The following is a 20640-nucleotide window of genomic DNA, read 5'->3' as shown; positions in this document are numbered from 1 at the left end:
ATGTATCAGGAAATGAAAATAATTGACTTTTTAAATGAAGTGGACAGCCCTTCCCCTGCCCCCGGCGGCGGCAGTGTTGCCGCATTATGCGGTTCGCTGGGAGTTGCATTGAGCCGCATGTATGCGCATTTATCAATTTCCAAAAAACGCTTTAAAGACTTGGATGAGACAGTACAGATACAGTTTCTGCGGACTTTTCAAATGATGGAAGCCAAACGCAGTGAACTGCTGGAAGCAATCGATCAAGACAGTGAAGCGTATAATACGGTTATGGAAGCTATTCATATGCCTAAAGATAGTGATGAACAAAGGACTGCCCGCAGTGAAGCAATGCAGAAAGCTACCATTACGGCAATTGAATCTCCCTATCACATCATGGAACTGAGTACCGAAATCATGAGTACGTTTATGGACATCATTCCTTTCGGAAATAAAAATGCCGTATCTGACATTGCAGTCGGTGTCCTAATGCTGGATACTGCGGTAAAAAGCGCAGGATACAATGTACGGATCAACCTGTCCTCTTTACAGGATGATGCCTTGCGTACTGCTTGGCAAAAGCGGATGGAGGAACAGCTCTCAAAAAGTGAAAGCTGGAAAACGCTGCTGCTTCGGGAAGCCGAAAAGTATTTATAAAAAAAGAATGCCATTATGAAGTGCACCCCGTAAGTTGGACAACAATAAACGGAGGCGCATGTTATTGGCATTCTTTTTTATTCATATTTATGATAATTGATCAAAAATAAATAGAATACATGTCATTCAGCTGCCGATAATAAATTTCATCAGTAATGCAGTCAGTCATTTACCGGTTATCAAAGTCTTGCTTGAAATTACACATTTCATAGCCGTTCTCTGCTAATCGTCCATCGTCTTAAATTGACTGTTATACAGCTTTGTATATAAACCATCTTTTTTAAGCAATTCCTCATGGGTGCCGATTTCATCAATTTGTCCGTGGGTAATCACAACGATCGTGTCCGCATTTTTTATCGTTGATAAACGATGCGCCACAATTAAGGTCGTACGTCCTTTGCATAATTCATCCAGCGCTTCCTGAATCAATAGCTCCGTCGTATTATCTAAAGCACTGGTTGCTTCATCCAAAATCAAAATAGCCGGATCCTTCAGAAACACCCTGGCAATCGACAGACGCTGTTTTTGACCGCCCGATAATTTCACACCGCGTTCTCCGATGTTGGTATGATAACCTTCTGGAAGGCTCATAATGTAATCATGGATATTGGCCCGTTTTGCGGCTTCCATGATGGCATCATCACCCGCTGATAGATCTCCATAAGCTATATTATCACGGATTGATCCACCAAAGAGGAATACATCCTGCTGAACGATGCCGATGTTTTTTCTCAAGCTTTCAAAACGGATATCTTTGATCGGTGTACCGTCAATCGAAATCATCCCACTGTCCAGGGTATAGAAATGCGGAATCAAATGACAAATAGTTGTTTTTCCACCGCCGCTTGGTCCTACCAGGGCGAGCTTTTCCCCCTTCCGAATATGCAGATTCACATCGTGCAATACTTCTTTGCCGTCTGTATATGTAAAGCTTACATGATCGAACACAATCTCTCCCTGGACATTTTTGAGTTCCACCGCATCGGGCTGTTCTTCTTCAATCGGTTCATCGACAAGCTCACAGAAACGCTTAAAGCCGGTCATGCCTTCCTGGAACATTTCCATAAAATTGATCAGCTTTTTGATCGGATTGATAAACATATTGATAAACAACATATAAGCTACCAAATCTCCATAATTGATCTGACCGTAATAGGTATAAATACCGCCTGCTACCAAAACAACTACATTCAGTAAATCCATGATAAAGCCGGTTCCGCTGAAAAATTGTCCCATTGCTTTATACGCTTTTTCTCTCGCCTTGATAAAGGCATGATTTCCCTTCTGAAACTTTTCCTCTTCATATATACCATTCGTAAAAGCTTTTGATACGCGAATCCCGGATATACTGTTTTCCAGATTGGCATTGATCATGGCTACCTTTACTCGGCTCTCGGTGAATGCCTCAGACATTCTGGTTCGCATGCGAATACTAAAATAGACCAGTATCGGAATAAAGATAAAGATAATTACGGTTAATGGTATATTGATCGTGCACAAATAGAAGAATGCTCCGATGATCATAACAATGGAAATAAATAAATCCTCCGGGCCATGATGAGCAAGCTCTGCTATATCCATTAAATCATTCACCATTCTCGACATGATCTGTCCTGTTTCATGTTCATCAAAATAACTGAACGGAAGCTTTTGAAGCCGCCTAAACATCTGACGGCGCATATCCGCTTGCATATAGACACCTACCAGATGTCCATAATACTGCACAAAATAATTCAGCACCATTTTTATCAGATAAACGACCAGCAGCACAATACTCCATACAATTAACAGTTGAATCTCTTTCCGCGGAATGTAAATATTTAACATGTCCCGGGTAATAATTGGATAAAACAAATCCCCTACCGCAATAAAAAAAGCGGCTGCCATGTCCAAGATGAACAGACGCATATGCGGTTTATAATACGAAATAAAACGTTTTACCATTGCTATCCCTCCCGTCATTTAAATAAGTTTACCATAATCAAAGGGTTTTGTTAAACGTTATCATATGCCTTTTTTATGATTGTAAGCATCTGATCACTACCCTGCCTAATCTAAGCTATCATTGGTTTTTTTATACTTTTTAGATTGTGATTGCAAGTATTATATTTATTTTTTACCAACTAACCTTTATGTATGAAATCTTTCATCAAATCCTTCCATATAAAAAGAGCGTGATCACACGCCCTTGCAGTTTCTTACATATCCGTATGCAATTCCGGCATCCACTTTTAAAGTATCATCTGCTTACGCTCTGTGTTTGGTAATGAATAAGGACTATTCCCTTCCCAGCTGTTAAATTTCATGCTATTGATATACTAACATTACTCACACTTTTTAGTTTTTATCATGTATCATCAACCTGCACGCTTCTCATCACATGCATAAAACACATAATACGGTGATGATACAGATCTAAGCAGAAAAGCAATTATGATAAAATCGCTGTCCCAATTTTCATTATATTTTTATGGTTACATATCCCTATTAAAAACACTAGAATTCCAAGACGTGAATCGCTTTGTCCTGATGAATCATATCCAGTAAATCCTGATCATGCTTACCTAAGGGGTATATAATTGTCATCTTGACAGTGAGGTCATCACCATCACCCTTGGAAGCTTTCATATGCTCGATCGTAAATCCGTTTTCCTCAAACATCTGTTTAATCTGACTGAGGACATGCGGTTCATCCTGAATCTGAATGGTAATCTGATTGATGATCGGTTCCTGCAGCCACTTGAATTGTCGGTGCAAGATAATCTGAACCAGAATGATAACCACTGCCGTGGCAATACCAAGGCTGTATAGTCCCGCACCGATCGCCATACCAACCCCGGCAGTCGCCCAGATACCAGCCGCAGTGGTTAATCCATTTATTGTTTCATGTCGGACAAAGATAATACCGGCACCTAAGAAGCCCACCCCCGTAACGATTTGAGCCGCAATACGGGACGGATCCAACGCTATTCCTTTTAGTCCTAAAATATCGGAAAAACCATATTTTGATACAATCATGATAAGTGCGGATCCGAGCGCAACAATCAAGTGGGTACGAATACCAGCCATTTTCTTGCGGTTTTGGCGTTCATAGCCAATGATGCCACCGCAAACTGCCGCTAATATAATTCGAATCAAAAACTCGATATCCTGCCAATATGATAGATTCATGTTCTCACCTTCCTAATAAAATATTATACACCCGATCAATATAATATGTGAAATCAGAAAAGAGAAAAGAAAAAAATATACATTAAAAAAGCGGGATGAGAAGCACCCGCTGTATTTCATACCCTTAATACTCCAAGAATACGGTTTCAACCTTTCGCTCATTGAGAAAAGTTACTTATTTTCCAACCTTCGGCAATGCATGCAGAAAGTCCTCAACTGCCTCCGGTTTGGTTGCCCAAGAGGTGACCAGACGAATTGCCGTATGTGTTTCATCCACCGTTTCCCATGTCTGGAATGCGAAGCTTTCCTCCATACATTTCATGGTTGTGTTGTCCAAGATCGGAAAGATCTGATTGGTTGTTGTTTCAACAAAGAACGTATAGCCCTTTTCCTTGATACCGGCCTGCAGCTTCTGAGCCTGCGATACCGCATGATCAGCCAATTTTTCCAACAAGTCATCCTGCATCAGACACTGAAACTGAAGTCCAAGCAGACGCCCCTTGGCAAGCATTCCTCCACGCTGTTTGATGTGATAGCGGAAATCTTTTTTTAAAGCATCATTCATGATGATACACGCCTCTCCAAATAAGGCGCCGTTTTTAGTACCGCCGATATACATCACATCAACAAGATCGGGATAATCAGTCCACTTTACATCATTGTCACAAGCGCTCATTGCCGCTCCCAGCCGGGCTCCATCCATGAACAGATAAAGACCGTTTTCATCGCATACCTTACGAAGCGCCTGTAATTCTTCCTTAGTATAAACCGTACCGATTTCTGTCGCATTAGAAATATACACCATTGCCGGTTTCACCATATGTTCATCAGTATGCGCATCAACAATCTGCTGCACTTCCTTTGGCAGTACTTTACCCGCTTTTCCCAAAGCTGTCAGCACTTTATGTCCGGTTGCTTCGATCGCTCCGGTTTCATGAACATTGATATGACCGCTGTCAACGGCAATCACCGCTTCATATGGACGCAGTACGGAGGCGATAATCGTCTGATTGGCCTGTGTACCGCCCACAAAGAAATGAACATCACCATTTTCACAGCCCAGCTTTTTTCTAATTAACGCCCTTGCTTCTTCACAATAGGGATCCAGTCCATAGCCATCAGACTGCTGTTCATTTGTTTCCTGAAGAACCTGCATAATTTGTGGGCAGGCACCCTCACTGTAATCATTCTTAAAGCTGATCATCCAAACACCCCTTTCAATTTCTTGATATTTTACATGCTTTTACAAACTGCCTTTATTATACGGTATATTTTCATAAAAAAACAGATAAAAAAATATACAGCCCAGCGCCTTCTTCCATACTTCCTCTATCCGCTGGACTGTATATTCACGAATGTCTTACCGAAAGCCTATTTTCCCAATTTTCTTATTTTCCTTCAATTTCAACTTTCGGATAAGACCATCACTTATATGCTTGGACGCACATCATTCTCCTGTTTATTATGATGACCCGGAATGCCTGTCATCCATTTCTATAAGCGATTTTCTTTTCAAGAAGCTCTATGGCTTCTTTACGTCTACATTATAAAAAGAAACATATAATGCGTAAAGCTATTTGGCATGATCGGTAGATGTTTTGGTAAAATCGGTAAAAAAGTACCTCAAATCATTTTATAAAGGTACTTTTTCTATATTCATAATTATTTTATCAAACCCATTTTTGCTTCTCGGAATAAGCGCTCATCCATCAGTTTTAAATCCTTTGCGATCAATGGCTCAAATTCCATATGTCCCAGAATATCCTTCTTTAAGTCCACTCCCGGGGCAATTTCCGTGAGGGTCAAGCCTTCCGGACGCAGTTCAAATACACATCGTTCCGTGATATACAGAACTTTTTGATGCTGTTCCTTCGCAAATTCAGCTGAGAAGGTTACCTGCTCTACTTTATTTTTGAATTTCATGATACTGCCATCCTGCAGAATATTCAGCTTGCCATCCTTGATATCCAGCTTCAATCCTTTGGATGTAAAGGTACCGCAGTAAATAACTACCGGAGTTGTCTGCGTGATATTGATAAATCCGCCGCAGCCGGCAATCTTCGGTCCAAAGCGTGATACATTGATATTTCCCTCTTTGTCACATTCCGCCAAGCCTAAGAATGCCTGATCCAGACCGCCGCCGTCATAGAAATCAAACTGATACGGCTGATCAATGATGCATTCCGGATTCGTAACTGCACCGAATGCGGTTCCTGCCGCCGGTACACCGCCGATACCGCCGGTCTCAACCGTCAGCTTTAGACCCGGCATTCCTTCTTCATTGGCTACGTTCGCGATTCCTTCCGGCATTCCGATGCCCAGGTTGATGATCGCCCTTGGATCGAGCTCCATCGCAGCCCGGCGGCAAATGATCTTACGCTCATTGAGTGCCATTGGTTCGATGGAATCCACAGGCACCCGGCATTCACCGCTGAAAGCAGGGTTGTAATAGCCCTGGTATGTCTGCCAATGATTTTCCGGACGTGATATTACAATTGCATCAACATAGATACCTGGAATTTTTACTTTGCGTGCATCTAAGGTTCCGTTTTGTACTACCTTTTCCACCTGAAGCAGAACCTTGCCTCCGGAGTTTTTCGCTGCCTGGGCGATCGCCAAGGAATCTAAAGTTGCGGCTTCTTTATCCATCACCGCATTACCTTCTTCATCACAATAGGTTGCACGGATCAGCGCATAGTTTACCGGGAACGCTTTATAAAGCAGATATTCCTCACCATTAACATGGGTCAGCTCCACCAGATCGTCTTTGGTTCTTTCATTCATCTTCGCACCTTCTAAACGCGGATCAATGAATGTTTTCAAACCAACTTTTGTGAAAACTCCGGGGCGGTGTCCGGCTATTTCACGAAACAATAGAGATATGGTTCCCAGCGGCAGGTTGTATCCTTCCACCTTATTGTCAAAGACCAAACGCTGCAGCTTTGGAATTAGTCCCCAATGACCGCCGATAATCCGTTTTAACAGTCCCTCATGGCCGATTTTATTGAGTCCCAGCCGATCGGTACCGTCTCCGATACCAGCCGAGAACATGATCGTCAGATCACGGGGATGACCGCTCTTTAAGAAGGATTCTTCCAGACCAACTGAGAATTCCTGCGGATGCCCGGAACCGATAAATCCGCCGATTCCCAGCGTTGAACCGTCTTTGATCATGGAAATGGCTTCTTCTAAACTTACAATCTTACTCATTTCAACACTCCTTTGCGAGAAAGACAGATAGTGTCCTTCTGTCTCTATCTGTCTTTTTGCTTATTTATTTGCGAATGCATCAACTTTTTCTTTATTTACGAAAGCGTTCATTCCAGTTCTCTGATCTTCAGTTGCAAAGCATGCAGAGAAAGCCTTTACCTCAATGTTGATGCCTGCGTCAATATTTGTCTGCAAGCCTTCATTGATTGCCGTTTTCGCATTTGCGACAGCGATTGGTGCGTTCTTGGCAATATTCGCTGCCATTTTCTCAGCCGCTGCCATCAGCTCATCGTGCGGAACAACACTGTTTACCAAGCCGATAGCCAATGCTTTATCCGCTTTGATATTACGTCCGGTAAAGATCATTTCTTTGGCTGGGCCGGCACCGACAAGGCGTGCCAGACGCTGTGTTCCGCCGAATCCCGGGGTAATGCCCAATCCTACTTCCGGCTGACCGAATACCGCATTATCAGCAGCGATACGAATATCACATGCGCAGGCAAGCTCGCAGCCGCCGCCTAATGCAAATCCGTTGATCGCCGCAATGACCGGACAGCGGAAGTTTTCAATACGGCGGAAGATCTGGTTTCCGAAACGGCCGTAAGTAGCTGCCTCATCTACATTTTTATCTTTCATTTCCGCAATATCCGCACCTGCCACAAAGCTCTTGTCACCAGCTCCAGTGATAATCAAAGCATATATGCTTTTGGTTGCACAAACCTGTGCCAAAGCAGTATTCAAATCTTCCAGAACCTCTGTACTCAAAGCATTCAGCGCCTTGGGACGATTGATGGTAATGGTTGCGATATGTTCTTTCATCTCTAATAATACTGTATCCATATTTTCACCTTTCCTACGTGTTTACGTATAAGAAACAGTAGAACCGTACATGTCGATTCTACTGTTATTGCAATACACTTTATTTTGTGTAGTCGTAGAATCCTACGCCAGTTTTCTGTCCCAGTTTGCCGCCGCGAACCATTTTCTTGATCAGCGTGCAGGCACGGTATTTCGGATCACCGGTTTCTGCCTGTAATACATCCAAAATAGCCAGTACAACATCCAAGCCGATCAGATCGCCCAGGGCCAGAGGACCCATAGGATGGTTCGCACCAAGCTTCATGGCCGTATCAATATCTTCCGCGCTGGCAATGCCTTCCTGCAGGATGAAAGCAGCTTCGTTGATCATTGGAATCAGGATGCGGTTCACAACGAATCCCGGACCTTCTGCAACCTCTACCGGTGTTTTGCCCAGTGCTTTCGCTAATTCAATAACCGTATCTTTGACAGCAGCCGGCGTATTGATTCCGGAAATAACTTCAACCAGCTTCATACGATCAGCCGGATTGAAGAAGTGCATACCGATAACGTCATGCTTGATGCCTTTGGCAATTTCAGTTACCGATAATGAAGATGTGTTCGTACCGAAGATGCAGGATTCTTTACAGATTTCATCCAGTTTGGTGAACAGATCTTTTTTAATTTCCATTTTCTCAAGAACTGCTTCAATGATAAAATCTACATCGTTCAGATCTTCATATACTCCAGTTTTCAGGTTTGCTTTTACCTTAGCGGCAGCTTCTGCCGTCATTTTTTCACGGCTTACCAGTTTATCCAGCTTATTGTTGATTTTCGCAACCCCGTTTTGTGCAAATTCAATGTTGATATCGCATACGGTAACTTCATATCCGTTTGAAGCAAATGCGTTCGCAATGCCCTGGCCCATAGTGCCGGCGCCGATTACACCAATCTTTTTCATAATAGTTCGCTCCTTTTCACTTTCATCATTATATAGCTTTGCAGCTTATGCCGCTTTTACGTTTTTGATTTCCTCTTTCAGCAGCGGCAGGATTTCTTTCACATCACCGATGATTCCGATATTGGCGATATTAAAGATTTCTGCCTGAGGATCACGATTAATTGCGATAATCATATCGGATTTTTCCATGCCGGCAACATGCTGGCAAGCTCCGCTGATGCCGCAGGCAATATACAGGGAAGGGCGTACAGTCTTACCAGTCTGTCCTACCTGAATTGCTTTGTCGGCAAAGCCGTCATCAACCACAGCACGGCTGGCACACATTGCCCCGCCCAGCTCTTCAGCAACTGCTTCTACTATATCCAGGCAGTCTTCCGCGCCGCGGCCGGCTCCTACCAGAATATCAGATTTTGTGATGTCGATGCCTTCCACGACTTTTTCAATAATTTCTTTTACAACAACTTTAGCTTCCGTATCATCAAAGGAAGGATTGAATACGATCACTTCTCCCTCATGAGCAGGATCAACCGGATCCATGGAGAATACGTTAGGACGGATCGTTGCCATCTGTGGACGGGTATCCGGACAGATGATCGTTCCGAATAAGTTACCGCCGAAGGTCGGACGAGTGACTAACAGCAGTGCTTCATCTTCTTTTTCCGGATCCATTTCAATTTTTGTCGCATCGGCAGTTAAGCCGGCGTTCAGACGTGCCGCAACCCGCGGTGCCAAATCGCGGCCAAGCACGGTAGCACCAGTCAGGAAAGAATCTGGTTTGAATGCATTGATGACCTGGGTCAAAGCATCCGTATAGAACTGCGTAGAATAGTTTTCCAACAGTTCGTGATCGACTACGATTACTTTATCAGCACCGTGTGCGATTACATCGTTTGCTTTCGAAGCGATATGATGTCCCAGCAGTACTCCGACAACTTCAAAGTTCATGTGGGGAATCTGTTTTACCAGCTTGCGCGCTTCGCTGATCAATTCATAGCCAACATTGGCGATGTTTCCGTTCTTCTGTTCAACGAAAACGTAAATATCTTTATATCCTTCAAATTTAGCCATTTCGCTGTCCTCCTATTTCGTAATTAACTGCTTTTCTTTTAATTTCGTCGCAATCAATTTTGCGGCTTCATCAGCAGGTAATGTAAATGTCTCTGTCTGGGCAGAAACTTCTTTTGTGAACGTGTGGTGTACTTTGGTAGGAGAACCGGCCAAACCAACTTTGCTTGCATCGATATCCAGATCGCTGAAGGTCATGATTTTTACTTCTTTGCTGAACGAATCGACAATATCATTACAATTCATGTAGCGAGGCTCATTCATACCGCTCAAGGTTGTTAATACACAAGGTAATTTTGCTTCTAAGATTTCTTCACTGTCTTCTAAGGCTTTCTTTACGGTAACCGTTTTGTCATTTAGATCGATGATCTCATCAACATAGGTTACCTGAGGAATATTCAAACGCTCTGCCGTCTGCGGTCCTACCTGTGCAGTATCACCGTCGATTGCCTGACGTCCGGCAATAATTAAATCATAACCGGTCTTGGTCAATGCCGCCGCCAGGGTAGAAGAGGTTGCACAAGTATCAGCTCCGGCAAACGCACGGTCTGTAATCAGAATGCATTCATCAACACCGCGCGCATATAATTCTTTCAGCATATCGGAAGCCTGTGGTGGTCCCATGGAGATAATGGTTACCGTAGCACCATGTTTTTCTTTCAGCTGCAGAGCAGCTTCCACACCGGCTAGATCGTCCGGATTGATGATGCTTGGAACACCGGCGCGAATCAGGGTTCCGGTTTCTTTATCGACTCTGATTTCAGTTGAATCAGGTACCTGTTTTACAAGAACTACAATTTTCATATCAGTTGTCATCCTTTCTCTTACTTCAGCATCTGTCCGCTGATAACCATGCGCTGTACTTCCGATGTACCCTCGTAAATTTCAGTGATTTTCGCATCACGGAACATTCTCTCTACTGGATAATCTCTTGTATAGCCGTATCCGCCTAACAGCTGGATTGCCTTTGTTGTAACCTCCATCGCAGTTTCTGCCGCAAACAATTTTGCTTCCGCAGCCGCAACGGTATATGGCTGACCATTCTGCTTGCACATAGCGGCATTGTATACTAAGAAGCGGGCAGCATCTACTTTTGTCTGCATATCTGCCAGTTGGAACTGCGTATTCTGGAATTTTGCGATCGGACGGCCAAACTGTTTACGAGATTTCACGTAAGCCACAGCTTCGTCAATCGCGCCCTGGGCAATTCCCAGTGCCTGCGCGGCGATTCCGATACGGCCGCCGTCCAGGGTCTGCATGGCAATCTTAAATCCTTTGCCTTCCTGACCGAGCAGGTTTGCTTTGGATACGCGAACGTTGTTAAAGATCAGCTCACAGGTAGCAGAAGCACGGATACCCAGCTTTTTCTCATGTTTGCCGATCGTGAATCCCGGCATTCCCTTTTCCAGGATGAATGCGGAAATACCGCGGGTTCCCTGTGATTTATCCGTCATGGCGAAGATTACATAGATGTCTGCTTCTCCGGCATTGGTGATGAAGATTTTAGAACCGTTGATGATGTAGTCCTCACCATCCTTTACCGCTGTTGTCTGCTGACCGGCTGCGTCCGTACCGGCATTCGGCTCAGTTAAGCCAAACGCTCCCAGCTTTCTTCCGGTACAAAGATCAGGCAGATATTTCTGTTTCTGTTCCTCAGTACCGAAGGCTGCGATCGGACTGGTGCCCAATGATGTATGTGCAGACAGGATGACGCCTGTAGTACCGCAGACCTTACTGAGCTCCTCTACCGCCAGAATATAACTCAGATAATCTGCTCCTGCTCCTCCATATTCCCGTGGGAATGGGATACCTAGCATTTTGCAGGCTTCCATTTTCTCGACAGTAACGCGTGGAAAACGCTCTTCTTCATCAATTTCACCGGCAATCGGTTTAACTTCTTTTTCGGCGAACTCGGAAAAAAGCTTTTTCATCATTTTTTGTTGTTCTGTTAACATGAAATCCATAAATGTTCTCCTCTCCTTGAATATCTTGAACATAATTCCCTTCGTTCTGGTCATTCATAAATCCATCACGAAGGATTTCTTACAAAGCCAGACAGTATAAAATCGCCTTGTAACCTCTCTAATTTTATAACCTAAATCCCACTCCGTCAATGGTAATTGTTAAAATATTAACAAGTAATTTTGCATTTTAAAACTTGGTAGCGTTTACATTTTTCATTTCCTTTTTTCATGACTTTTCTGCTTGTTAATAATCATCAATTCTTGCTTATTAATTTTTTCACAAGTTTATTGACAAACCATTCTTTTTTCGCTATCATGGGTATGTATTTAAGCTAGGAAATACAATATGAAAAGAAAGCAGGTTGAGGAAAATGAGAAAAACGTATGTAGTCAGCGCTAAACGTAGTGCGATCGGCAGTTTCCTTGGTTCTTTGACAACGGTAAAGCCAGAGGTTTTGGGTTCAACGGTTGTAAAAGCGTTATTGGAAGATGCCAAAGTTGCTCCTGAAAATGTCAATGAAGTAATCGTAGGTAATGTATTATCCGCAGGGCTTGGTCAAAACGTAGCCCGTCAGGTATCAATTCTCTCCGGTATCCCTGAAACAGTTTGCGCACACAGCGTAAATATGGTCTGCGGTTCCGGCTTAAGAACCGTTATGGAAGGTGCTATGTCCATCCAGTGCGGTTTCAACGATATCGTCGTAGCCGGTGGTGTGGAGTCCATGAGCGGTGCCCCTTACCTGGTGCCAGGCAATGCCCGCACCGGAAACAAAATGGGTAACTTTACTACCGTTGATCACATGATCTATGACGCATTGACCGATGCATTCGACAACATCCACATGGGTGTTACTGCCGAAAACATCGCTGCCAAATATAGCATCACTCGTGAGATGCAGGATGACTTCGCTTATGCTTCGCAGCAGAAAGCGATCGCCGCAGTAGACAGCGGACGCTTTAAAGATGAAATCGTACCAGTTGAAGTGAAAAAGCGTAAAGAGACGGTCATCTTTGATACAGATGAACATCCAAACCGCAAATCAACACGTGAAAAATTAGCTACGCTGCGTCCGGCCTTCATCAAGGACGGCAGTGTTACCGCAGGTAACGCATCCGGCATCAACGATGGCGCAAGCTTCGTATTGCTGGCAAGCGAAGATGCAGTTAAAAAATATAATCTGAACGTTCTGTGTGAAATTGTCGGATTCGGTCAGGGCGGCGTTGATCCAAAAGTAATGGGTCTTGGTCCTACACCGGCAATCCGCAATGCCCTGAACCAGGCAGAGATGAAATTAGACGATGTAGAACTGGTTGAGCTGAATGAAGCATTTGCCGCTCAGTCACTGGGTGTTATCCACGAACTGGTGGAAGAACACAAGATCGATCGCGATGCATTCATGGAAAAAACTAACGTGAACGGAGGCGCGATTGCCTTAGGTCATCCGGTAGGTGCTTCCGGAAACCGAATCTTCGTTACACTGATTCACGAAATGATGAAGCGCGATCTGCACACCGGTCTTGCATCTCTTTGCATCGGCGGCGGTATGGGTACAGCAGTTATCGTAAAGCGCTAAGAAAATAAAAGTGATCCGCAAAGATCACTTTTTTATTGCAGGGATTCTTTTCCTCTTAAATTCTATGAAACGGGGATATACTTTCTCATTTCTTACCTTTAAAATAGATATACGGAGGTATTTCTATGAATCTGATTGCCATTGGGAAATTTTTTTACGATAAAAACGTAAGGAACAGAACATGACGCAAGAGCAGCTGGCAGAAAAATTGCATGTGTCTAATAAAACAGTATCTAAATGGGAAACCGGAAAAAGTATGCCTGACTATCAGACAATCAACCCGCTGTGCCATGAATTGAAAATTACCATCCACGAATTATTAGAAGGAAAGGCTGATGAAGGGTCGCATTCCTATAATAATGAATCGCAAGTAATGGATTTGCTCACCCGCATTCAGACATTAGAAAATCAGAAAAATCTGTTATTGGGACTCATGTTGACCATAACCGGTATCCTCTTTTTTGTGATGTCCAATTTTATTCACGGCTCGGCTGTTCGCGATTTTATATCGGGGGTTTTAGTGGGAATCGCTGTTGGAGAATCTTTGATCGGTGTATATATCATGGCTCAAAATATTTATAAAAATCTATCTTGATACACAATCGCTTATATATGTTTTATGATATAAAAATCTGACGGACAGCGTATTGCCCATCAGATTTTTTATATATGGAATGGATAGTATTCAATCTTATCATAAAGCTTACCTGCTTATCATTCCGTTCATTTATGCTTCACTTGTATAATAGTGAATATCGAATCCTTCAGCGATGTACATAACCTTGATATTTGGGGGAAGCTGCTGTTTTAAATATGCTTCCATAGCCTTCATGCCGCAAATTTCACACCCCGCATGATTCACAACAATCAGCGGAAGATCATGGTCGATCGCAAATTGTGCTGCATACCAATTGGTAATACCGTCATCACTGACGATCACAGCATCCGGACGATAATCCAGCATCGAAAAGATATTTGTCGCTGCCCCGGTTCCGATGGCTAAGCGTCTGACACGTTTGGTTGGATCTCCGAAAACATATGCTCCATTCTCACCATCCTGACTGAGCACAGCTGCCACGTGCTGCGCTATTTCCGCAACACTTTGCTCGGGAATCTGCGCATACTGATTGTAAGAATTTAATAATCTAGGCTCAAATGCATATCCAAGCCGCTTCGCCCATTGATCGGCTACCCCGTATTCAGGGAACATATCCCATCCATCATGACAGCGATACAGTACAATATTATATTTTTTAATCAATGCTTGCTTTTCTAAAACGGCTTCCCAAACAGCAGTTTGAGGATTCGTAGAACAATCATAGAAGGGATTTTCATGAGTGATCACAAAATTCAGACCAGCTTTATGCGCCGCCTCAATCATTTGTTTGGTTGCTACCCAGCATACTCCGATTCCAGTTACTTCCTGATTCTCATCGCCGGCTAAAATATGATCGCGGGTATGGTTCCAATTCACCCAGGTTTGGTTTTTTTGTAAATCAAGTATGACATCTTTTATTTTCATATACTAGTCCCCTTCCATTCATTACATTGCTTTTCAAAATCTCTTAAAAATGTTCGCATACTGCTGTCATCTGAAAAAACTGTATAAGGCAATAACAGTGTATCATGACTACTGCCTATGATGACAAATACATTGTGTAAAGGTATTACTTTTATAATCTGTTCATAAGGGAGAAAACGTTTCTCATGCATTTGATAATGCACGCCATGCGAATCAAAATCAATGGTGACCGGCTGAAAACCGGTAATTCCCAGCTTTGTTAGTATATCTTTTTGAATTCGATGCTTCAACAGAAGCTGAAATGTATAGGGAGCGCCATATAAAAGCCATAGGAAACCCAACGCAATCACAATCCCCATCCATATCCAGCTTTTATACAGCGTAAAGAAAATTACCGTGCAGATTAAAAAGGTTATGATGCTGGCATTGATCAGCATGCGCAAACCCCGATACAGCTTTGCCTGCAATGCCTGCCAGCGGATAAATTCTACATATTCATCCGCTGACAGCGTAAATGTAAATGAATATTGCATAAAGTTTCCTCCTTATATGAAAGTACAGGAAAGTGAATCTTCACTTTCCTGTAAGATGCTTCAAATATTCGTTATTAAAATCTGTAAAGCGTTTGGTAATTAAATGCGGTCTGGTGATTGCCGTGCCGATTGTTACCATATCCGCACCAGCATCTAACAATGAGCTTAAATGAGAAAGTTCCCAAACTCTGCCCTCCGCATTGATCGGAATGGATATACTTGCTTTCAGTTGCTTCAGCAATTCCACATTGGGTTCATCCCCATAGTCGCATAACGTTGCTCGCGTATAACCGGACAAGGTTGTCGAGATAATATCGACCAAACCTGTTTCAGCGACTTTTATTCCTTCCTCATAAGAGGCAATATCCGCCATAATAGCAATATCAGGATATATTTTCTTAATATGTTCCAATAGCTTTGTCAATTCCTCAAAACCTCGGCTTGGCCGTATTGTACAATCCAAGCCTATAATATCCGCTCCGGCTTCTATTACCTCTTCGGCTGCTTCAAAAGTGGGAGTAATGATGATTTCATCCAAAGGATCCCCTTCGGTAATATACTTATTGATACCGATTATCGGTTTATCACAGCATTCCCTGATCGCCTTTATATCTTGCGGCCAACATGCCCGTATTCCTGCGGCTCCGCCCATGATGGCACATTCCGCCATCCGCTTCATGTAATCAGCTCCGTACAAAGGAGTATCTTCATATGCCTGGCATGACACGATGATTTTATGGATCAATTTCTCTACTGCCTGATGCATAGCACAACCTCCTTTGAATTATACAGCTAAAATTGTTGTTACATATCCGATGATTGCCACGATCAAGAAAAATAACATCATGCGGTTAACTGACCATTTTTTCTTAACCATCAAATAGTATCCTAAAAATGCTGTTAACAGCACTGGCAAGCCAGGTAAAATTGAATTAATAATGCTGTTCAGATCGATTTTCATTTTACCGCTTGCATAAACAAATCCAATATTCACTTTCGCATAGGAGGCGGTTACTGCTCCTACTACAACTAAACCGATGATCTCCGCTGCTTTTGTGACCTTATCCTTGATACCATTTGCCAATACCATCTGTGCGGCATTCGCTCCCGCCTTGCATCCATAGTTGAATAAGAACCATGTCAGCGGAAGCATGATACCCAAGAATACAAAGATATAGAATAATGGACCGGTAATTTCACCGTTCTTGGATAATCCCATTGCAATGGACAATAAGATCGGACAAAGCGTACCCGGCAATAAAGAATCTCCGATACCCGCAAACGGTCCCATCAAAGCGGTCTTTATCGCGTTGATAAATTCTTCTGACACATCACCGCCGCGGGCTTTTTCCGCTTCCATTCCCAACACGATACCCGGTACAATACATCCTAAGAAAGGCTCTGTATTGAAGAAAATCGTATGACGCTGCATCATTTCCTGCTGTGCTTTCACATCGTTTGGATAAAGCTCTTCACGTACATCAGCAAGCATTTTAACGATGCCCGGTCCTTCCATACGCTCAAAATTCTGTACTGATAAATTCCAGAACATCCAATCCCAATAGGCACGCCGAATCGCCTTTTTAGAGAGAAGCTGTTTGTTTTCTGTACTCATATTAAGCAGCCTCCTTATCTTTACTGTATTTGAAATCAATATAGGCAAGAACACTTGCCACGATAACAATCGGGATCATAGATAAGCCGCCTACGGATACCATGATAAATCCGAATACAAAGAACAATAAATCAAAGTTGGACTTCACGATCATCTTTAGTAATAAAGTAAATCCGACGATCGGAAGCATGCTGGCGAATATTTGCAGAATATCTGTAAACCACTGCGGAATTACCTTAACTATTTCTGTAACGACATCCGCTCCTAGAAAGTTGATCAGAAAAATCGGTGTGAAACGGAATACAAAATTCGTAATCTGTCCAACCATTGGAATTCTGGCAGCCTGTGCTAATTTCCCTTCATCAATCAAATGATCTTGACGATGAACAAAATATAAGTTGATCGCTACGGTAGAGTAAACCGCCGCTACTCCCAAAAAGCTCAATGGAACCGCTAATGCCAGCGCATATTCCTTACCGGCTCCGGCAACCATTGCTAGGGGAATACCAATCCACGCCGCATAGTTAACATCAGCCGGCATCGTTCCGCCCGGAGTAACCAAACCGATGTAAAGTGCCTGTACGGCAGCACCAAGAATAATACCGGTTTTCACATCCCCCAAAATAATACCAATCACCATACCTGAGACAAGCGGTCGGCCTAGTGTATACCAGCCGCCAAGTCCTGAAATGAGCACCGGTGAATAAATTGAGCTCATCCAGCCGAATAATCCAAGTAATAATGCCTGAATCAATGACATATCATTTCCTCCTATCGGATCCTAAAATCGATCTTTTACTTCATCCCATTCAACCGCTTTTTGCGATGGTATCTGACGGAAAAATACGCGTACGCCATCCGCCGTCAAATGCTTAATAGCTTCTGCTTCATCCGGCAGCAGCTGTGCCTGCGGGGTTGCCGCTACAGTACCCTTACGATTACTCATCGGGCCGATGTTAAGCTCCATCGGCAAATCCTCAATGTGCCTGCGAAGCTCTTCATAAACGATTGGGTTTTTCATCAACAGCAAAGTTTTCACTTGATCCTTCATTGCTGTTTTGATTGGTTCGATTGCTTCCTTAACAGAATAGACATTCGCTGTCATATTGGAAGGAACAGCAGTTTGAAAAACAGTTTTCAAAATAGGATTACCAGCAGTAAAATCATCAACGACCAATATATGCTGGATATCATATTCCTTAATAATGACCGTCATACATTGTCCATGAATCAAACGATCATCGCAGCGTGCCAGTGTTAACATATCATCACCCCTTTGTATTGAACATTTCACGCATCTTTACCAGCTGAATACTATCTTTAGCTGATTGAACCGCTGTTTCCAATAAAGCTGGTATATCCTGCGCGTGTTCTCTTTGCAATACTAACTCTAAGAGCAGCGGAAGATTAACACCGCTGATCACAGTTGTGTCAAAGGCAGACAAAGCCGCTGCTGACGCATTAAATGGGGTAGCCCCAAACAAATCTACAACAAATACATAAGGCTGTTTACGGTCTTCAAAACGTTGAGCGATCGCTTTTAAACGTTCGCTGTATTCCAACATATCCTCACCGGTTTGAAAGCCCATGACCTCAAAATCATCTTGTGGTCCAGCAATCATGGTGAGAGCATCATGAATTCCGGCTGCGAAATTTGAATGTGTACATACTACAATTCCTAACAATGAATTTACCTGCCTTTCCTTTATCAGACTAGAGCGCTCCAAATAGTCTGCATTTTATGGAGTTTCACTCCACTTGAATACAGAATAGCACTGAATTTGGCAAATGTAAACCCTTCCTTACAAAAAAATACAATTATTTTTTACACTTTTGGAGTTTAACTCCAAAAAAAAGAACCAGATCTACTGGTTCAGCTTTTCATTGATCGCACTCGATACCTTTTGTTCACTGGTTTTAGACTCATATGGATAACGTATGGAATAACCTGTACACAATAGATCAACAATATACATCTGCGTCGTCATCGCGGTTAAGGTTCCACCAGTCACCGGACTCTCTTTTCCACACGTAATAAGCACCATATCGGATAACTGAGCAATCGGTGATAACTCATGATTGGTGATAGCAATCATCCGGCACCCATTCGTTCTGGCAATTCTCAGTGCCATGAGTAAATCACTGGTTGCTCCTGATAATGAAATTGCCACAATTACATCATGTTCATTACATATCGATGCCTGCGCGCACTGAATATGTGACTCCTTAATGCATTTTGTGCGTTTCCCGATTCTTAAAAATCGTTCTTCTGCCATTTCAGCAACAAAAGCACTGGAACCGACTCCAAAGAAATACGTGTAATCACTGTCATGAATCAATGTGATCGCCCTTGATAATTCTTCCGCATTGACCATCCCCCTGGTTTCATGGATAGCATTCATCATATTGCTTGCGACACAGTCCATATAATTATCTTGATCAAATGCATTTTGTTCCTGAGCATCATCCAGTGCCAATGCAAATTTCAAATCTTGAAATCCCTTAAATTGTATCTTTTGACAAAACCTCACAATGGATGCTTCTCCCAGAGATAAGTGATTCGAAAGCTCTGAAAGCGTCATGGTAGAGAACTGATTATCAAAATCCTTCATAATAAAATCTGCAATCTTTTTTTCTGTCTTTGTGAGATTGGGATAATAATCCGCTATCACTGATTTTGTTTTCATTTTTTAAACAACCCCTGTTCTCCTATGTTTGTTATGTCAATTTTAACACGTCTTTGTGAAAATCTAAACTAGAAATCGAGCTGCATCTATGAAATGCTTATGATCAATTTGCGATATGATGATGAAAACCATCTGTTCCCGTTTGAATTACTTCAAACGTATAGCCCTGTTTTTGAAATGCTTCAATTAAGATAGGAAGCGCTTCTACGGTTGCGTGATTACCGGTTCCGTCATGCATCAGCATCATTACCTCGTCCAGTCCTTTTGTTTCTCGAAGCGCCTGATTTACCAGCGTATTGCTGTCCAGGTTCGGATTGCCGTCACCGTTAGAAGCATTCCAGTCATAATACTGATAACCGCACGCTGTCAGCTTTTTCGTCAATGCAGTTATAATACCGGGACTATAACGTCTTGATACGGTATTGCTGGAACCGCCGGGAAACCGAAACAGATTTGTTTTATGTCCGGTCTGTTCCAAAATTAAATCACTGGTTTTGCGCAGATCTTCCAGATAAGCTGATTCACTTTGATAAATTTCATCATACTCGTGCGAATAGCTGTGAATGCCAATCACATTCCCTTCCTCATACGCCTGTTTGATATAAGAAGCGTAATCCAACTCGGCACCGGTTACAAAAAAGGTTGCGTGAATCTTATATTTCTTCAAAATCTTTAATACTTCCGGGGTATTTTGAGAAGGCCCGTCATCAAATGTCAGATACATCACTTTCTTTTTCGGCTGGGACACAACCGATGCTTCCTTTGAAAATACCGCATTCAGATACGGACCTCCGACCGCGTTTAAAGCAAAAACAAAAGCGAGAAAGCCGATACAGCATAAACTCACTTTGATCAACAATGGTTTCTTCAGCACACTATCACATCCTTGCCGATAGTATTCCCG

At 42.8% G+C, this 20640-nt stretch carries 21 protein-coding genes; 3 read left to right on the top strand and 18 right to left on the bottom strand.

Going from position 1 to position 20640, the window contains the following annotated elements; all coding sequences use genetic code 11:
- The gene (locus tag GSF08_RS10550) at nucleotides 1-636 is read left to right on the top strand and encodes a cyclodeaminase/cyclohydrolase family protein (protein ID WP_160625748.1); all 636 of its coding nucleotides are present in this window, start codon (nucleotides 1-3) and stop codon (nucleotides 634-636) included.
- A 222-nt stretch (nucleotides 637-858) separates the two neighbouring features.
- Here the strand turns inward: GSF08_RS10550 and GSF08_RS10545 are convergent, their stop codons facing one another.
- From GSF08_RS10545 to GSF08_RS10505, 9 genes are all read right to left on the bottom strand, one after another.
- Nucleotides 859-2580 carry an ABC transporter ATP-binding protein gene (locus GSF08_RS10545; protein WP_160625747.1) on the bottom strand — a complete coding sequence of 574 codons (1722 nt, stop codon included), beginning with the start codon at nucleotides 2578-2580 and terminating at the stop codon, nucleotides 859-861.
- A gap of 552 nt (nucleotides 2581-3132) precedes the next feature.
- Nucleotides 3133-3807: an MgtC/SapB family protein gene (locus GSF08_RS10540; protein ID WP_160625746.1), complete on the bottom strand. Its 675-nt coding sequence runs from the start codon at nucleotides 3805-3807 to the stop codon at nucleotides 3133-3135.
- 175 nt (nucleotides 3808-3982) lie between these two features.
- Nucleotides 3983-5011 (bottom strand): threonine aldolase family protein, encoded by a 1029-nt coding sequence (locus GSF08_RS10535; protein WP_160625745.1) that lies wholly within the window; start codon nucleotides 5009-5011, stop codon nucleotides 3983-3985.
- Nucleotides 5012-5469: 458 nt separating this feature from the next.
- Nucleotides 5470-7017 (bottom strand): acyl CoA:acetate/3-ketoacid CoA transferase, encoded by a 1548-nt coding sequence (locus GSF08_RS10530; protein WP_160625744.1) that lies wholly within the window; start codon nucleotides 7015-7017, stop codon nucleotides 5470-5472.
- Nucleotides 7018-7077: 60 nt separating this feature from the next.
- On the bottom strand, nucleotides 7078-7857 hold the full coding sequence (locus GSF08_RS10525; protein WP_160625743.1) for an enoyl-CoA hydratase-related protein: 780 nt from the start codon (nucleotides 7855-7857) through the stop codon (nucleotides 7078-7080).
- Between the two features lie 79 nt (nucleotides 7858-7936).
- Nucleotides 7937-8776: a 3-hydroxyacyl-CoA dehydrogenase family protein gene (locus GSF08_RS10520; RefSeq protein ID WP_160625742.1), complete on the bottom strand. Its 840-nt coding sequence runs from the start codon at nucleotides 8774-8776 to the stop codon at nucleotides 7937-7939.
- Between the two features lie 45 nt (nucleotides 8777-8821).
- Complete coding sequence (locus tag GSF08_RS10515; RefSeq protein WP_160625741.1) at nucleotides 8822-9844, bottom strand: electron transfer flavoprotein subunit alpha/FixB family protein; 1023 nt, start codon at nucleotides 9842-9844, stop codon at nucleotides 8822-8824.
- Between the two features lie 12 nt (nucleotides 9845-9856).
- Entirely contained in the window at nucleotides 9857-10645 is a 789-nt protein-coding gene (locus GSF08_RS10510; protein WP_160625740.1) for an electron transfer flavoprotein subunit beta/FixA family protein, read from the bottom strand.
- A 20-nt stretch (nucleotides 10646-10665) separates the two neighbouring features.
- Nucleotides 10666-11805 (bottom strand): acyl-CoA dehydrogenase, encoded by a 1140-nt coding sequence (locus GSF08_RS10505; protein ID WP_160625739.1) that lies wholly within the window; start codon nucleotides 11803-11805, stop codon nucleotides 10666-10668.
- 371 nt (nucleotides 11806-12176) lie between these two features.
- Here GSF08_RS10505 and GSF08_RS10500 point away from each other — a divergent pair, with 371 nt between their 5' ends.
- Nucleotides 12177-13379 (top strand): acetyl-CoA C-acetyltransferase, encoded by a 1203-nt coding sequence (locus tag GSF08_RS10500; protein ID WP_160625738.1) that lies wholly within the window; start codon nucleotides 12177-12179, stop codon nucleotides 13377-13379.
- 181 nt (nucleotides 13380-13560) lie between these two features.
- The gene (locus GSF08_RS10495; RefSeq protein ID WP_160625737.1) at nucleotides 13561-13974 is read left to right on the top strand and encodes a helix-turn-helix domain-containing protein; all 414 of its coding nucleotides are present in this window, start codon (nucleotides 13561-13563) and stop codon (nucleotides 13972-13974) included.
- 132 nt (nucleotides 13975-14106) lie between these two features.
- Here GSF08_RS10495 and GSF08_RS10490 read toward each other — a convergent pair whose 3' ends face one another.
- The 9 genes from GSF08_RS10490 to GSF08_RS10450 all read right to left on the bottom strand — a co-directional run bounded on the left by GSF08_RS10490 (nucleotide 14107) and on the right by GSF08_RS10450 (nucleotide 20610).
- Nucleotides 14107-14901, bottom strand: a complete 795-nt coding sequence (locus tag GSF08_RS10490; protein ID WP_160625736.1) for a Nif3-like dinuclear metal center hexameric protein — start codon at nucleotides 14899-14901, stop codon at nucleotides 14107-14109.
- Nucleotides 14898-15434: a hypothetical protein gene (locus GSF08_RS10485; RefSeq protein ID WP_160625735.1), complete on the bottom strand. Its 537-nt coding sequence runs from the start codon at nucleotides 15432-15434 to the stop codon at nucleotides 14898-14900. The genes GSF08_RS10490 and GSF08_RS10485 overlap by 4 nt, the downstream gene beginning before the upstream one ends.
- A 40-nt stretch (nucleotides 15435-15474) precedes the next feature.
- On the bottom strand, nucleotides 15475-16200 hold the full coding sequence (locus GSF08_RS10480) for an N-acetylmannosamine-6-phosphate 2-epimerase (protein ID WP_160625734.1): 726 nt from the start codon (nucleotides 16198-16200) through the stop codon (nucleotides 15475-15477).
- An 18-nt stretch (nucleotides 16201-16218) separates the two neighbouring features.
- Complete coding sequence (locus tag GSF08_RS10475; RefSeq protein WP_249806104.1) at nucleotides 16219-17049, bottom strand: PTS system mannose/fructose/sorbose family transporter subunit IID; 831 nt, start codon at nucleotides 17047-17049, stop codon at nucleotides 16219-16221.
- A gap of 1 nt (nucleotide 17050) precedes the next feature.
- A complete protein-coding gene (locus GSF08_RS10470; protein ID WP_160625733.1) occupies nucleotides 17051-17809 on the bottom strand; it encodes a PTS mannose/fructose/sorbose/N-acetylgalactosamine transporter subunit IIC in 759 nt (252 codons plus the stop codon).
- A 21-nt stretch (nucleotides 17810-17830) separates the two neighbouring features.
- Nucleotides 17831-18313 (bottom strand): PTS sugar transporter subunit IIB, encoded by a 483-nt coding sequence (locus GSF08_RS10465; protein ID WP_160625732.1) that lies wholly within the window; start codon nucleotides 18311-18313, stop codon nucleotides 17831-17833.
- 4 nt (nucleotides 18314-18317) lie between these two features.
- Nucleotides 18318-18734 (bottom strand): PTS sugar transporter subunit IIA, encoded by a 417-nt coding sequence (locus GSF08_RS10460; RefSeq protein ID WP_160625731.1) that lies wholly within the window; start codon nucleotides 18732-18734, stop codon nucleotides 18318-18320.
- A gap of 180 nt (nucleotides 18735-18914) precedes the next feature.
- Nucleotides 18915-19736: a MurR/RpiR family transcriptional regulator gene (locus GSF08_RS10455; protein WP_160625730.1), complete on the bottom strand. Its 822-nt coding sequence runs from the start codon at nucleotides 19734-19736 to the stop codon at nucleotides 18915-18917.
- Nucleotides 19737-19839: 103 nt separating this feature from the next.
- A complete protein-coding gene (locus GSF08_RS10450; protein WP_347338003.1) occupies nucleotides 19840-20610 on the bottom strand; it encodes a polysaccharide deacetylase family protein in 771 nt (256 codons plus the stop codon).
- Nucleotides 20611-20640 lie beyond the last annotated feature (30 nt).

This window comes from Copranaerobaculum intestinale (assembly GCF_009831105.1).
In the GTDB taxonomy this organism is placed as follows: domain Bacteria; phylum Bacillota_I; class Bacilli_A; order Erysipelotrichales; family Erysipelotrichaceae; genus Copranaerobaculum; species Copranaerobaculum intestinale.
Note: the sequence above shows the minus strand (reverse complement) of the source record. Positions and strands in the feature narration are given on the sequence as shown.

Coding starts and splice junctions, on each gene's coding strand:
- GSF08_RS10525 (WP_160625743.1), bottom strand. CDS start 7,857: ATGGATACAGTATTATTAGAGATGAAAGAACATATCGCAACCATTACC.
- GSF08_RS10515 (WP_160625741.1), bottom strand. CDS start 9,844: ATGGCTAAATTTGAAGGATATAAAGATATTTACGTTTTCGTTGAACAG.
- GSF08_RS10530 (WP_160625744.1), bottom strand. CDS start 7,017: ATGAGTAAGATTGTAAGTTTAGAAGAAGCCATTTCCATGATCAAAGAC.
- GSF08_RS10535 (WP_160625745.1), bottom strand. CDS start 5,011: ATGATCAGCTTTAAGAATGATTACAGTGAGGGTGCCTGCCCACAAATT.
- GSF08_RS10470 (WP_160625733.1), bottom strand. CDS start 17,809: ATGTCATTGATTCAGGCATTATTACTTGGATTATTCGGCTGGATGAGC.
- GSF08_RS10540 (WP_160625746.1), bottom strand. CDS start 3,807: ATGAATCTATCATATTGGCAGGATATCGAGTTTTTGATTCGAATTATA.
- GSF08_RS10485 (WP_160625735.1), bottom strand. CDS start 15,434: ATGCAATATTCATTTACATTTACGCTGTCAGCGGATGAATATGTAGAA.
- GSF08_RS10545 (WP_160625747.1), bottom strand. CDS start 2,580: ATGGTAAAACGTTTTATTTCGTATTATAAACCGCATATGCGTCTGTTC.
- GSF08_RS10480 (WP_160625734.1), bottom strand. CDS start 16,200: ATGCATCAGGCAGTAGAGAAATTGATCCATAAAATCATCGTGTCATGC.
- GSF08_RS10505 (WP_160625739.1), bottom strand. CDS start 11,805: ATGGATTTCATGTTAACAGAACAACAAAAAATGATGAAAAAGCTTTTT.
- GSF08_RS10500 (WP_160625738.1), top strand. CDS start 12,177: ATGAGAAAAACGTATGTAGTCAGCGCTAAACGTAGTGCGATCGGCAGT.
- GSF08_RS10520 (WP_160625742.1), bottom strand. CDS start 8,776: ATGAAAAAGATTGGTGTAATCGGCGCCGGCACTATGGGCCAGGGCATT.
- GSF08_RS10510 (WP_160625740.1), bottom strand. CDS start 10,645: ATGAAAATTGTAGTTCTTGTAAAACAGGTACCTGATTCAACTGAAATC.
- GSF08_RS10490 (WP_160625736.1), bottom strand. CDS start 14,901: ATGAAAATAAAAGATGTCATACTTGATTTACAAAAAAACCAAACCTGG.
- GSF08_RS10495 (WP_160625737.1), top strand. CDS start 13,561: ATGACGCAAGAGCAGCTGGCAGAAAAATTGCATGTGTCTAATAAAACA.
- GSF08_RS10550 (WP_160625748.1), top strand. CDS start 1: ATGTATCAGGAAATGAAAATAATTGACTTTTTAAATGAAGTGGACAGC.
- GSF08_RS10455 (WP_160625730.1), bottom strand. CDS start 19,736: ATGAAAACAAAATCAGTGATAGCGGATTATTATCCCAATCTCACAAAG.
- GSF08_RS10475 (WP_249806104.1), bottom strand. CDS start 17,049: ATGAGTACAGAAAACAAACAGCTTCTCTCTAAAAAGGCGATTCGGCGT.
- GSF08_RS10465 (WP_160625732.1), bottom strand. CDS start 18,313: ATGTTAACACTGGCACGCTGCGATGATCGTTTGATTCATGGACAATGT.